The sequence below is a fragment of the Janthinobacterium aestuarii genome, from assembly GCF_046113285.1.
In the GTDB taxonomy this organism is placed as follows: domain Bacteria; phylum Pseudomonadota; class Gammaproteobacteria; order Burkholderiales; family Burkholderiaceae_D; genus Janthinobacterium.
The window spans coordinates 3,153,302-3,165,766 of the sequence record NZ_CP142524.1 but is presented as its reverse complement, the minus strand read 5'-3'; the positions used below and the strand labels follow the sequence as shown (position 1 = coordinate 3,165,766).

Sequence of the window (12,465 nt, the reverse complement as noted above, 5' to 3'; positions counted from 1 at the left end):
AAAGTGGCGCGCAGCGCGGCTTTGCCGCAGCAGCGGCACCAGGGCAGCCTGGATGGCGTCCTCGAGCGCATCCTGGCGGACGTCGACGCCACGGTGTCCGCGATGGCTGTCCAGTGCGACTGGTGCCCGTTTGAAATTGCAGCTCCCGGCGGCGGAAGATGTCTCATTGCTCAGTTGCCAGCGCCAGCAGCGTCGCATTGATCGGTGTCAAGGTGAAATGCTGTGCGTACTCGTCCCCGCCGGCCGTCATCTGGCAGGCGAAATACTGGGGCAAGCCTCGAACGCTGGCCAGGCCCGTCCCGCGACCGTCATAGAGATCCCATACCATGTAGGCAAGCTCAAACAGCGCGTTTCTCCTGGCTATCCATGAGCAGGGCCAGCCTTGCCGCCATGCCGGCATTGTCGCGCAGCAAGGTATCGCGTTCCAGCGTCAGCGCTTCGGCGCGCTGCTGCGCTGCCTGGGTATTTTCCGCCAGCATGTCGAGCTGTCTGTCCTGTGCAGCCAGCGCCACCTTGGCGTCGTTCAGCGCCAGCAAGGCCGTGTCCAGCTTGGCCAGCAGGGCGTCGGCCGAGGCGGCCGCCTGCAAATATTGAAATTCAAACTGGTCGCGCTCGGGACGCACGGTGGCCAGCGCCTCGCGGTCGGCGGCCGCTTCATCAGCCAGGCGCGTGTGTTCGGCCTGCAGTTGCGCCAAACGCATGTCCTGCTGCACCAGGGTCGCCTGCTGGCCTTGCAGGCGTTGCTGCAACTGCGCGTTATCCTGCTCCAGACGGCTGATCCGTTGCTGCGCCTGCGCCCGTTCCTCGCTGCGCTGGGTCGCGGCCGCTTCCTGGTAATGGTCGAACTGCGAACGCACCTGCGCCAGCTGGCGGTTCAGGGCGGCGATTTCCTCGCCGCGGTCGGCCAGGCGCTGCGTCAGGCCCGCGTTATCGCTGTGCAGGGTGGCCAGGGTGACGGCGCGGAAATGGTGTTCTTCCTTCAGTTGCGCCAGCGCATGCTGGGTGGCGCGCAATTCCTGGGTGAGGGCGGCGCGCGCCTCCGTCAATTTCAACCGTTCGCTTTCCGTCTTCTTCAGCTTGTCCAGCGCCGCGTCCAGTTCGGCGCGGTTCTGCTGCATGCCCGTTTCCAGTTGCTGCGCCACGTCGCGCTGCTGCTTTTCATAGACGCCGCGCATCGCTTCCATCAGTTCGGCCGGCAAGCCTGACTCCGTTTTCACGGCGCCCGCGCCCTGAAACTCTTCCTTCCAGCGCTTGAGCAAGGGTGCGATGGTGCTCTTGCTGCCCGTGCTGCCCAGCGCTTCGCGCACATTGTCGACCGTGGGGTTGCGCCCATCGGCAGCGACGATTTGGGCTGCTTTCATAACATCAGAGTACAGAATGCCGGTGCGGGCCATGAAATCACCTATGAGCGAAATTTAGTAACGTATTACATGATACGTAATATCGCATAATATTACGATATAAATTTTCATCGTTTTTGAAAAATATAAAGCACGATAAGATCGCTTATCGCATGTTATGGAGGTGTTTTGCATGCTATTCTGTGTGTCTCCCAGTACAAAACCGCGATTTCGCCGCCGCCATGCCCGATTTGCCTGTCCCGAAACGCCGCCTTGCCGTGACAAAAAGCGCCGCCTTGGCTCCCGTGCCGTTACACGGCGCCCTCGTCGATGCAGAGCTGGCCGCGCGCCACCAGGCGTTTCTTGCCGCCGCCACGTCCGACAACACGCGCCGCACCTACCGTTCCGCCATCCGCCACTTCCAGGCCTGGGGCGGGGCGCTGCCTGCCGACGAGTCCACCGTCATCCGCTATCTGATGGCCTATGCGGACAGCCTGAACGCGCGCACCCTGGCCCTGCGCCTGACGGCCCTGTCGCAATGGCATGTGTACCAGGGCTTTGCCGACCCCGCGTCCACGCCCACCGTGCGCAAGACCCTGGCCGGCATCGCCCGCCTGCACGGCAAGCCGAAAAAGAAGGCGAGGGCGCTGCCGCTGGAAGACCTGGAACTGATCGTCGCCAGGCTGGCCGCCCTGGGCACCAACAAGGCCTTGCGCGACAGCGCCTTGCTGCAGCTGGGCTTTTTTGGCGCTTTCCGCCGCAGCGAACTGGTAAGTTTGAAGCTGGAAGACATCCGCTGGGAGCCGCAGGGCATGGTGATCACCTTGCCCCGCTCGAAAACGGATCAACTGGGGGAGGGCATCGTCAAGGCGATCCCGTTCGGCGACGGCGTCTGCTGCCCGGCCACGGCCCTGCGCGCCTGGCTGGGCGTGGCGGGCATCGCGGCCGGCCCACTCTTGCGCACCGTCAACCAGTGGGGCCATGTGGGAGGAAAGGGATTGCACGCGAGCAGCATCAATACGATATTGGAAGGCTGCGCCCGGCTGGCCGGGCTCGATTACGTGCCGGAACTATCGAGCCACAGCCTGCGCCGCGGCATGGCCACCAGCGCGCACCGGGCCGGCGCTGATTTCCAGGCCATCAAGCGCCAAGGCGGCTGGCGCCACGACGGCACCGTGCATGGCTATATAGAAGAGGCGGGCCGCTTTGAAGAAAATGCGGCGGGGAGTTTGTTGAAGGGGAAAAAGGCGCCAGCGGGCTGAGGCTGCCCGACAACAGCTCGCAGCGGACCGCCATTTATTCCGTCGCACATGTTCATGCCAGCTCAACTGATGGCATACCCCAGCAAATACAGTAGCGTGGTAAGGACTGTCAGCAGCAAGAGTCTGCGCAATTTTCTAGATGCGGTAACGCCGGGCCGTGCGCTAAGCCATCCCGTCACCGTAAAAATGAATGATGGGCCAAGAAGATAGGCCACCAGCGCGGCAATGACCCACCAGGACACGGAACACGGCCCTATCTCGTAGCAATCTCCGGAGTCGCGGTGCAACAGCTTGAAATGAAACCTGAACGCCATGTGACTGCCGGCATACATTGCAGCCCAGGTTGTTAGCAGTCCGACAATGAGAAATCCAACCGACAAGCCTATGCGTTTCACTCGACCTCCCAAGACAGGGTGCGCCTCGCGTTGCTCACGTCCGCGGTGCCAATGGAGGTGTGGGGAACATGAACACTTGATACGCGAATTCTTTTGCCCGCCAGCGAGGAGGAAAGCATCTTGATTCCTGTCTTGTGACAAGCTTGAAAATCATGGGTGTTGCTGCTTGTAGAGCAAGCAGGTCAATACTGCCATGACAAGCAAGGAAAATAGCGCACTGGTGAACAATATCCTTGTCACGTGAGGCTTTCCTGTCACTATGCCCAAGAGCACGCCCCATGTTATTGGCAAGGTCGCATAGATGACGGTTGACATGACTTTCAGCAAACTGGAGCATGATTCGCGACAAACGTTGGTCTTTGCAAGGACCTCAAACGCATGAGGCAGCATATCGAAGACAATGCCCGCCAGGAATCCGAGAGCAATAAAAGCAATCCTTTTAAGCATCCTTGCTCTCGATGCTGGCGGCGTCGCAGGCGCGGGCCAGCCTTGAGCGCGCGCCCGCGCCTGCGCGCAGGCGTTCTTCCAGGTAGGCGTTCCGTACAAGCATATGCTGTATCAGTCGAACGACTGCTAGGGCGGCGATACAGGCCGCTCCGCCCGGACAAACTTCAGAAACGTGGTTCATCTGTTACCGCTGCAAGCTGTTCGTGTAACGGTAGTGTATCGTGTATTTATGTGTAAAACGTAGCTGCCGGACCGTCTGCAAATCTGGCTTGGCGCGAGTCCTCCCGCAAAGTCAGGACTTTTGCGGCAAAACCAGGCCGCTTTGAAACGCCAGCTTGATGTCGCTTTCGTGCGAGTAGGCGGAAGATTCCCACACTTCGTTCGCTTGCAGCTGGGTGTATGTCTGAAAGATATTGCGACGCCACGGGGATGGTCTGGAAGCAACGTATCCAGTGAAAAACCGCTGCGCCTGTTCCTGGGTCCCAAAGCACAACAGGAATGACAAAGGGGTAGGCGATGGATCGCAAATGGCGGGAAAGCCGCCCCCATGCGACGCAAGATGTTCAAGCGCCCGCGGACGATCGGCAAACAAGGAGAAAAGCGGCAGGGCGCGTTCGACAAACAACTGGCCCATCTGCTCAATCGAGGAGCGCGCCGTCAAACCCGCCACTTGCCAGATCATGGAGCTGGCATCTTTTTCGGACCGAAGCAAGCCGCCGAATAGCACGGCGCCATTGCAAGCGGTTCCGCCCCTGTTCTCCGCAAGCCACTTCTTCAGGGCTTTGCTGGCGATGGAGAGGGCCACCTGCATGCGCACATCGCTGCGGGAATTATAGCGCTCGGGTTCGAACGACACCTCGAAAACGGTGTCCTTATCGGCAGCCACCTTCTTCCAAACGGTTCCTGCCTTGTTGGGCTTAAAGCCATGGGACGCGAGAAATTTCCCCACTTCCTGGCAAGCGTGAAGAAACTGGGCTTTTGGATCGCCATGACGGTTGACGGGATCGGCCGACCACGCTTGCCATTGGCTGTAGCGCTGGTCGAGGATGGGTTTCAGTTGATCGAATTTCTCCCAGGTATTCTCGACGTGATAGACGCTCGGATACTCAAAGCCGTGCGCGGCGGCGTGACGGTTGAACACGTCGCAATAGTCTTGCAGAAAACTGCCATGCTGTCGGGCAAATGCCGACTTTGCGTCGTAATAGTCAACGGCGAAAGCATTGCCCTGATCGTTGAGATCTTCTTCCCATAGTTTGCCATCGCAAGCATCGATCAGAAATTGTAGTCCGGTAATTTCCCGACTGAGCAGGCGCCTTAACTCCCCGGCGGAATCCGTGCGGTGGAAATTGCTCGCCATGTCCTGGTGAACCAGCCAAGCCAGGAACATGCCGATATGGATGCCGCCATGCTCTTCCGGCAAATCATCGGGATATTTTCCACCAGAATGCCAATCAATCCTGTCATATGCCATTGTGTAACCCCATGAGAATATCGAAATGGCAATTGTTTATTACTGCAGCGCAATTGCCAAGGTGTCTGCCAACACCCTGAGTTTCGAGGTGCCGGCCTATCCATTCTACCGGGCGATTCCACCAGGCGATTTCCAATAGCCTTATCAGGCGCCCGCTTGTTCCCGGGGACGGATGATCATGCAGGTGGCCGTCGCGTGCGCGTACACTTTGCCGGCTTCGTCGCGGATCGTGCCTTCCGAAATGACGAGGTTGCGGCCTGCATTGATGACTTTGCCTTCCGCAAAGACCGTCACGTTGAAGGGCAGGGGGCGGCACATCTTGATGTTCAGGTCCGTCGTGCCGTAGCTTTCGCCGGCCGGCAAGACCGTGTGCGTGGCGCAGCCCGTGACCGTGTCGAGCACGGTGGCGGCGAAACCGCCGTGCACGCCGCCCATGGGATTCGTATGGTTTTCATTCGCCGTGGCCGTGAAGATCACGCGACCGTGCTCGATCGTGTGCGCATCCATGGGCATGGTCTTGGAAATGCCGGGCCGGGGGAACAGGCCTTGCGCGAATGCTTGCATCAGTTGCAAGCCGGTCATGTCGTTGGGGTGCATGGGTAACTCCTGTGGTGGTGATGGGGGAATGAATCAGACGTCCTGCGTAAAACGCAGGCGCGAGGCGTGCAGCAGGAAGCGGGCGACGATGGCCAGCTCTTCCTCGCTGAAACCGGCTTTCAGTTGTTCGTTCAGGCTGTCGAGCAGGGGCAGGGCATGGGCCAGCACCTCGCCGCCCTTGGCCGACATGTGCAGGGTGCCGGCGCGCGCGTCGAGCGCCGACTGGCCCCGCACGATCAGGCCGTTTTCTTCCATGCGCGCCACCAGGCCCGTTACGGCCGAGTTTTTCAGCTGCAATGCCCGCCCCAGATCCTTCAATTGGCAGCCTTCCTCGCCCTTCAGGGCAAACAGGGCGACCACTTGCGTGCCGGAAAAGCCCAGTTCGCTGGTGAAAACCGCATCAGCCGAGCGGAACAGGTTCTGCCGGGCCAGGTTGAGCAGATTGAACAGGCGCGGCGAACGCTCGCCCAGCGGGCAGGCGGCGGCATCGGGAAGGTCTGGCAGGGGGGAGGTATTGGTACGCATGCGAAGTATACTACTACGTATGCGTAATAAATCAAGCGACTATTTTCAGTCGCGCTGGTGGCGCCCCACGTAGCGTGCGCGTGGCCGTATCAGTGCCGCGCTGGAGGCTTGCTCGGCGGCATGTGCTATCCAGCCGGCCGAGCGGGCCAGCGCAAACACCACCATGCCCGCGCCCTTGGGCCAGCCGAACGCCAGTTCCATGGCGGCCAGCGCCAGGTCGGCATTCGGGCGGGCATTGAGCCGTTTGCTCGCCGTGGCGCAGACGGACAGAATGGCGGACAGATGGGGGTGTCCGGGCGATAGCACCGACAAGCGGTCCAGCAGATACGCGGCGCGCGGGTCGCCGTCTGGATACAGCGGATGGCCAAAGCCGGCAAATTCCGGTGCGATGGTCTTGTAATACTGGCCGATGGCGGCCCTGGCGTCCGGTGCGGCCAGCGCCTGCGTCAACATGCGCCTGGCCGCCGCGCTGCCGCCGCCGTGCTTGTCTCCGGACAAGGCACCCAACCCGGCCATCAGCGCGGCGGGCAGGCTGGCGCCCGTCGAAGCGACGCAGCGCACGGCAAAGGTCGACGCGTTCAATTCGTGGTCGGCCAGCAGCACGAGGGCCGCGCGCAGCAATTCCGTTTGCTGCGCATCGGCATGCCACGCCCAGGCCAGCTGCAGGTGCAGCGGCAGGGCGGACGGCGGCGTCCGGAGCAGGGCGGCGGCCAGGATGCGCATCTGGGCGGGGCCGGATGACAGCATGCTTGCAGGCAGATTCGCGGACGTGGACGCCAGCATGGCCAGGGCGAGCATGGCGCGCGCCGGCGGCGGCGCGTCCGGCGCGCTGGCCAGTCCTGGCGGCAGGGCCGGCGCGTCCTGCTGAAAATAGTCGCTAAGGTTATCGTCCCACAGCAGGCCGGCAGTCGCTTCCAGCGTCGCGGACTCGGCCAATGCCGTCGCATCGCAGCCCCGGTACAGCAATCGTCCATTGAAAATGTGGGAAATCCGCGTCTCCAGCACAGGCAAGCCCCAGTGCATGGCGGCCACGGCCGTCTGGCCACCGCGTTTGGCGTCGTTCTTGCGGGCCGCCAGGCGCAGCACGTCTTCCTGCGGATAGCGCTTGCGGCGCGATGCGCCATTGCTGACGGAGGCCAGCAAGCCCCGGCTCACATAGGAATACAGGGTGGGCAGGCTGACGTTCAAGAGGCGCGCAGCATCGGCAGCGGACAGATCGTTGTTCATGGCGGCCATTGTAGCGGCTGTCACTTTATATTGATTGATGGAATCAAGATTGACGGGCCGGGCGGCGCGTCACTAGACTCATGCCTTTCCAGGAGTCTCCATGAGTACACACACCATTCGCACCCTGCGCCCCGACGATGCCGCGCCGCTGCTGGCCTTCGAGCAAGCCAACCGGGCCTGGTTCGAGCGCCATATCGACCGGCGCCCCGACGAGTTTTACAGCGTCGACGGCATCCAGGCGCATGTCGCGCAATTCCTGGACGAACACGCCCAGGGGCGCATGCATCCCTGCATCATCGTGGACGAACACGGACAATTGATCGGGCGCGCCAACCTCAAGGATATCGATGGGCAGGCGCAAACGGCCGAAGTCGGCTACCGCATCGGACAGCAGCAGGCGGGCAAGGGCCTGGCCACAGCCGCGCTGCGCCATTTGATTGATCTGGCGCAAAACGAATGGCAGCTGGCCAGCCTGTGCGCCTACGCCATCGACGGCAATGCGGCGTCGATCCGCGTGCTGGAGCGCTGCGGTTTCATACAGGGAATGGCTGTGCCCGATATCGCCATCGTGGAAGGCAAGGTTGTCGATGGCCATGCCTATGCACTGGAGTTGCGCTCGGCTGGGGTAGACTCTGCCAGGTGATAGATAAGCAACGTTGACAGATATGAATCATGAGGACCCAAAACGCGCAGGACGCATTGGCATCGTCGGCGCGTCGCTCGCCTACCACCGGGCCAGCAAGGGCCACAAGTCACCGTGGTCGAGGCAGGCGGCATCGCGTCCGGCGTGACGGGGACCTGATTTGCCTGCCTAGAACCGCAGTTGCGGCAAACGCCGGAACAGGCTGTCCACGAGCCGGAGCAGGGCGCCATCAACGCCGTTGCCGCAACCCACGCCTTGCTGGCAGCGGCCGGGGCGCTCGGCGCCACGGTCCGCACGCATACCGTTAATGCGACAGCACCGAATCGCGCGACCTGTGCCCGAGGTAAGGCAACAAGCTGATTAATCCAAGCACTGCCAGCGCGACGCCGACCCACAGTGGGGAGCGCAAGCCGTAGCCGGCGGCAATGCCGAGGCCGCCGAGCCATGAGCCGGCGCCCAGGCCGATGTTGATGACGGAGGTATGGACGGTGTTGACCAGGGGCCCGGGATGGGCGGTTTTCATCACGCGGGCGATGATGGCGGGATTCATCGACATGCCCACGAGGCCTGTGACGACCAGCAAGGCGACGCTGATGGCCTTGTCGTGCGCAAAGACCGCGAACAGTGCCAGACTGATGCTCAGGATGACCATGCCCCAGACCATGATGGGCGTGGTGTAGCGGTCCGCATAACGGCCGACCACGCCATTGCCTACCACGTTCGCGATGCCATAGACGCCCAGCAGCCAGGGGATCGAAGACGCTGGAAAGCCGGTAATTTCCGTCAGGATGGCCGCAAAGTAACTGAACGCCGCGAAAATCGCGCCGATGATGAGGCCGCTGCTGGCATACGCTGCCCACAGGTGGCGGTTGCGGAACTCCCCCAGTTCCTTGCCGAGGCTGACGATTTCGGACGGCTTGGCGCGCGGCACCAGCACGGTGATCAGCGCCAGGCACAAGAGCGCCAGCAGTACCACCAGCCAGAAGCTGGCGCGCCATCCCAGGTGCTGGTCGATGAGCGTGGCGACCGGCACGCCGACCACCGAAGCGAGCATGAGGCCGCCGATCACGACGGCGGCGGCGCGTCCGCGCGCGGTGGGGTTGACGATGTCGGCACAAATGGCCAGGGACAAGCCAAAGCAGGTGGAGGCCGCCACGCCCGTGACCACGCGTGCGATGGCCAGGATGTCATAGCTGGTGGCCGACGCGGCGACGGATTGGGCAAGGATATAAAAGCCCAGCAGCCACAGCAGTCCCTTCTTGTTCGGCACGCGCAGTTTGAGCAAGGCAATGGTGCTCAGCGGCCCGCCGATGACCATGCCCATGGCATAGAGCGAGATCAGGTAGCCGATCCGTGTCACCGGTTCGTCCATGGCCAGGGCCAGCGACGGCATCATGCCCGCCACCATGAATTCGGATGTCGTTAACGAAAAGATCGTCAACCCCAGAATGTAAACAACCAGCGGCATAGCAATATCCTTCGAGATTAATAACTAAAACACTCGCCAGGCGGGCGCGCGCCCGGGCCGCATGGGGCTCGGGCGCGCGCCACATCCTGGTCAGGTGTTGCAAGACGTAAAGACGCTATCCGGAATGTCGCCGACTAGCAGGTTGGGGAAGTCGCGTACCGAAAGGTGCTGCGGATCATTGCCGGTGACCATGCGCAGCAGGCGGTTGCCGCCGGCCTCCAGGTAAAAGACCGATGGCGGCTTGCCCGCACGCTCGACTACCCAGGCGTCCGCCTCCTGGCCCAGCACGGTGTGGCGGCCGTCGTGACGCGCGCCGCCGTCCAGCAGCACGGCTTGCGGCAGGAACAAGTCATGGAATGGCGTGACCTCGTCGGCCAGCGCCGTGCCCTGCAGCTGCTCGCCAGTTGCCTGCGCCTGCCTTGCGTAGGCCACTTTCTGCTTGCGGCTTTGTTCGCGCCTGGCATCGCCGATTTCCGACATCCACAGCAGGTGCCCATGTTCATTTTCCGACCAGGGATTGAACAGGCCATCGATGCGGCAGATGTTGCGCGCATAGTCGAACCAGCAATAGCCGGACGTGACCTGGTCGTCCTCCTGCATCGGTGTCCAGTAGGAGATATAGGCGCTGCTCCATTGCAGCGGCAGCAGCGGCGGGGCGAGGTGTGTCGGCATGGCAGCTCCCTAGCGACCCAGCGCGTAGCCGAGGCTGGCCATCAGCGCTTCCTGCAGCGATGGCAAGTCCTTGCGGCGCGCGTCGAAGCTGGCGGTCAGCTCTTCATTGCTCAGTCCGATACGCTCGCCCACGCTTTCAAACCACAGGCGGCTGCTGTTGGCGTGGTCCTTGAACAATTGCATCAGGGGCACGGCGCGCGCGTTGAAGCTGTCCAGGGCGGCCGCCGTGCCGGCTTCGGTATGGAGGATCTTGACCAGCAGCAGGGCTGCCACCACCGCCATGGTGGTGCCATGGCCGATGGAAAAATGCCCCGATTGCAGCGCATCGCCGAGCAGCACGAACTTGCCGTCGCAGGCCCGGTCGCGGCTGAGAGTCATGAAGTTGCGCCAGCCCTGGCCCGGTTGGCTCTGCAACCCGTGCTCACCGAGTTCGGCCTTGAAGGTTTGGGCGATATACGCGGCGGCGTCGCGTTCGGACAGCGCCTCCAGCCCCGCCTTGGCGTACGTTTCTTCGCTGCATTCGACGATAAAGGTGCTCATCGTGTCCGAGTATTTATAGGCATGGCCGATGAAAATCCCTTGGTCATTGCTGCGGAACACCAGGTTCATCTGGTCGAACAGCTGGGTGGTGCCATACCATATGTATTTGTTGCGGCCGAAATCGATGTGCGGCGCCAGCGCGGGCGGCAAGTCCAGCGATTTGTAGTTGACGCCATTCGACACCACCACCAGGTCGTACTCGGCTTCCAGCTGCGCCTTGTCCGCCGGCGGCGTTTCATAGCGGATGGCGATGCCGGCCGCCACGCACTTGGCGCGCAAGGCCTGCACCAGGGCCTGGCGTCCCACGCCGCACAGGGTCACGCCGGTGCTCATCAGGTTGGGCTGGTCGTGATGCACGAGCTTGAATTCTTCCAGGAACTGCGGATTGAGCCGTTCCGGCTGCTCCAGGTAGGAGAGCGGATTGGCAGGATGGCGCGGCGGCCGTCCCGGCAGCACCACGCCCCAGCCCAGCACTTCTTCCGGGGTATTTTTTTCCGTAATGCTGATATTCCAGCCGGGTTGGGCTTGTTTCATCTGACTGGCAAAGATCAGTCCTGCGGGTCCTGCGCCGATAACGAGAATGTTCATTAATTTACCCTTCCAAGTTTGTACCAAACGTTTTGTTTCTTCTGGATTTGCTGCAGTTCATCGTAGGGAACCGATGTGAAGTACAGTTTCTCCGCCATGTCTGGCGGATAAACACGGGGGAATTTCTTGTGCATGTAGCGCGTGTAGCGCGTCTGCAGGAAGAAAATCAGATTCGGATTGCTCAGCGCTTCATAGTTGGCGATCGCCATGTCCTGCATGGCGTCGGCCTGCACCTTGCGCTGCTGCGTGAATTCGGACAGGGCGGGGCCCAGGGCATTGCCGTGCTTTTCCAGCAGGGAAACGAAGACGTGGACGTCTTCCAGCGCCATGTTCATGCCCTGCCCGAGGAAGGGGGCGGTGGCATGCGCCGCATCACCGATCAGCAGGATATTGGCCTTGTAGTGGAAGGTGCTGGAGCGGACATTGATGAGGTCGTTACTGGGCAGCGTCATGAACTGGTCCAGCATCTCCTTGCGATGCTCCGGCGGCAGGCTGCCGAAGTAGCGGCTGAAGAAGTCGGCCATGGCTTCGCGGTTCAGCGTGCCCAGGCTCGGTGTGCCGGTGTAGGGCAGGCACAGGGCAAAGCTGATGCTGCCGTCCGGAATGGTGGCCGCGCGGCCGGCAAACAGCCCCTTGGAATCCATGCCGAAGAAGTACAGCAAATCCTTCCTGAATCCCAGGTCCGCCGCGTTCGGCAACACCAAGGTTTTGTAGCCATGGCGGAAGTAACTCTGCCTGAACTCGAAGCGGCGCACGCCGCTTTGCATGGCACGCCGTACTGCGGAGTGGGCGCCGTCTGCGCCAATGATCAGGTCGCCATCCAGCTGCCGTACGGCGCCGTCCGGGGCCTGGATCAGTACGCTCTTTCTTTCCAGGTCGACATCCAGGCATTTATGCTCAAAGTAATACTTCACCTCGTGCTTGACGGCATGCCGGTTCAGCAGGCGCTGGAAGGCCGTGCGGTCCAGCGACAGGGGAAACAGGCCTTCGAGCGGGGTCAGCTCGCGTATCCGGTGCCGGCCGCCCACGCTGAACGCCATGCCGACGATGGGCTCGCCGCACTGGTCGAGCTCCTGTTTATTGATGCCGGCTCCCAGGACGGCCTTGATGCCGCGCACGGTCATGCTCACGCCGATGGCGCGCGAGTTGACCGGGTCGGCGTTTGCGGCATTCTCCAGCAGCGGATCGCCGCGTTTTTCGACAACGTGGACATCGTGTCCCCGTTGCGCCAGATAAATGGCGCTGAGGCTACCTGCCAGGCCTCCGCCGACGATAATGATTTTATGCATT

General features: G+C 61.9%; 12 protein-coding genes. 2 read left to right on the top strand and 10 right to left on the bottom strand.

Annotated elements, in window-relative coordinates; all coding sequences use genetic code 11:
* Positions 1–163 precede the first annotated feature (163 nt).
* Both OX462_RS14295 and OX462_RS14290 read right to left on the bottom strand, forming a co-directional pair.
* On the bottom strand, positions 164–328 hold the full coding sequence (locus tag OX462_RS14295) for a hypothetical protein (RefSeq protein ID WP_409026347.1): 165 nt from the start codon (positions 326–328) through the stop codon (positions 164–166).
* Positions 329–338: 10 nt separating this feature from the next.
* On the bottom strand, positions 339–1,361 hold the full coding sequence (locus OX462_RS14290; protein ID WP_409026346.1) for a DNA-binding protein: 1,023 nt from the start codon (positions 1,359–1,361) through the stop codon (positions 339–341).
* A 221-nt stretch (positions 1,362–1,582) separates the two neighbouring features.
* On the opposite strand from OX462_RS14290, the gene OX462_RS14285 reads away from it, so the two are divergent.
* Positions 1,583–2,602, top strand: coding sequence for a site-specific integrase (locus tag OX462_RS14285; protein WP_409026345.1), 1,020 nt, complete (start codon positions 1,583–1,585; stop codon positions 2,600–2,602).
* 1,134 nt (positions 2,603–3,736) lie between these two features.
* Here the strand turns inward: OX462_RS14285 and OX462_RS14280 are convergent.
* The 4 genes from OX462_RS14280 to OX462_RS14265 all read right to left on the bottom strand — a co-directional run bounded on the left by OX462_RS14280 (position 3,737) and on the right by OX462_RS14265 (position 7,264).
* Complete coding sequence (locus OX462_RS14280; RefSeq protein WP_409026344.1) at positions 3,737–4,915, bottom strand: DUF7832 domain-containing protein; 1,179 nt, start codon at positions 4,913–4,915, stop codon at positions 3,737–3,739.
* 144 nt (positions 4,916–5,059) lie between these two features.
* Positions 5,060–5,512 carry a PaaI family thioesterase gene (locus OX462_RS14275; RefSeq protein ID WP_409026343.1) on the bottom strand — a complete coding sequence of 151 codons (453 nt, stop codon included), beginning with the start codon at positions 5,510–5,512 and terminating at the stop codon, positions 5,060–5,062.
* Positions 5,513–5,545: 33 nt separating this feature from the next.
* On the bottom strand, positions 5,546–6,037 hold the full coding sequence (locus tag OX462_RS14270) for a MarR family winged helix-turn-helix transcriptional regulator (protein ID WP_409026342.1): 492 nt from the start codon (positions 6,035–6,037) through the stop codon (positions 5,546–5,548).
* 45 nt (positions 6,038–6,082) lie between these two features.
* Positions 6,083–7,264, bottom strand: coding sequence for a citrate synthase family protein (locus OX462_RS14265; RefSeq protein WP_409026341.1), 1,182 nt, complete (start codon positions 7,262–7,264; stop codon positions 6,083–6,085).
* Between the two features lie 100 nt (positions 7,265–7,364).
* Between OX462_RS14265 and OX462_RS14260 the strand changes: the two genes are divergently transcribed.
* Positions 7,365–7,907, top strand: coding sequence for a GNAT family N-acetyltransferase (locus OX462_RS14260; protein WP_409026340.1), 543 nt, complete (start codon positions 7,365–7,367; stop codon positions 7,905–7,907).
* Positions 7,908–8,211: 304 nt separating this feature from the next.
* On the opposite strand, the gene OX462_RS14255 is transcribed toward OX462_RS14260, so the two are convergent.
* The 4 genes from OX462_RS14255 to OX462_RS14240 form a co-directional block, all read right to left on the bottom strand.
* The gene (locus tag OX462_RS14255) at positions 8,212–9,375 is read right to left on the bottom strand and encodes an MFS transporter (RefSeq protein ID WP_409026339.1); all 1,164 of its coding nucleotides are present in this window, start codon (positions 9,373–9,375) and stop codon (positions 8,212–8,214) included.
* Between the two features lie 90 nt (positions 9,376–9,465).
* On the bottom strand, positions 9,466–10,047 hold the full coding sequence (vioE, locus tag OX462_RS14250) for a violacein biosynthesis enzyme VioE (protein WP_409026338.1): 582 nt from the start codon (positions 10,045–10,047) through the stop codon (positions 9,466–9,468).
* Between the two features lie 9 nt (positions 10,048–10,056).
* Positions 10,057–11,121 carry a flavin-dependent violacein biosynthesis monooxygenase VioD gene (locus tag OX462_RS14245; RefSeq protein ID WP_230503136.1) on the bottom strand — a complete coding sequence of 355 codons (1,065 nt, stop codon included), beginning with the start codon at positions 11,119–11,121 and terminating at the stop codon, positions 10,057–10,059.
* A 53-nt stretch (positions 11,122–11,174) separates the two neighbouring features.
* Positions 11,175–12,464, bottom strand: a complete 1,290-nt coding sequence (locus tag OX462_RS14240) for an NADP-dependent violacein biosynthesis oxygenase VioC (RefSeq protein WP_121669406.1) — start codon at positions 12,462–12,464, stop codon at positions 11,175–11,177.
* Position 12,465 lies beyond the last annotated feature (1 nt).

What these genes read in the sequence shown, in the direction of transcription:
- OX462_RS14295 (WP_409026347.1), bottom strand. Translation starts at nt 328, where the DNA reads ATGGTATGGGATCTCTATGACGGTCGCGGGACGGGCCTGGCCAGCGTT.
- OX462_RS14290 (WP_409026346.1), bottom strand. Translation starts at nt 1,361, where the DNA reads ATGAAAGCAGCCCAAATCGTCGCTGCCGATGGGCGCAACCCCACGGTC.
- OX462_RS14285 (WP_409026345.1), top strand. Translation starts at nt 1,583, where the DNA reads ATGCCCGATTTGCCTGTCCCGAAACGCCGCCTTGCCGTGACAAAAAGC.
- OX462_RS14280 (WP_409026344.1), bottom strand. Translation starts at nt 4,915, where the DNA reads ATGGCATATGACAGGATTGATTGGCATTCTGGTGGAAAATATCCCGAT.
- OX462_RS14275 (WP_409026343.1), bottom strand. Translation starts at nt 5,512, where the DNA reads ATGCACCCCAACGACATGACCGGCTTGCAACTGATGCAAGCATTCGCG.
- OX462_RS14270 (WP_409026342.1), bottom strand. Translation starts at nt 6,037, where the DNA reads ATGCGTACCAATACCTCCCCCCTGCCAGACCTTCCCGATGCCGCCGCC.
- OX462_RS14265 (WP_409026341.1), bottom strand. Translation starts at nt 7,264, where the DNA reads ATGAACAACGATCTGTCCGCTGCCGATGCTGCGCGCCTCTTGAACGTC.
- OX462_RS14260 (WP_409026340.1), top strand. Translation starts at nt 7,365, where the DNA reads ATGAGTACACACACCATTCGCACCCTGCGCCCCGACGATGCCGCGCCG.
- OX462_RS14255 (WP_409026339.1), bottom strand. Translation starts at nt 9,375, where the DNA reads ATGCCGCTGGTTGTTTACATTCTGGGGTTGACGATCTTTTCGTTAACG.
- vioE (WP_409026338.1), bottom strand. Translation starts at nt 10,047, where the DNA reads ATGCCGACACACCTCGCCCCGCCGCTGCTGCCGCTGCAATGGAGCAGC.
- OX462_RS14245 (WP_230503136.1), bottom strand. Translation starts at nt 11,121, where the DNA reads ATGAAACAAGCCCAACCCGGCTGGAATATCAGCATTACGGAAAAAAAT.
- OX462_RS14240 (WP_121669406.1), bottom strand. Translation starts at nt 12,464, where the DNA reads ATGCATAAAATCATTATCGTCGGCGGAGGCCTGGCAGGTAGCCTCAGC.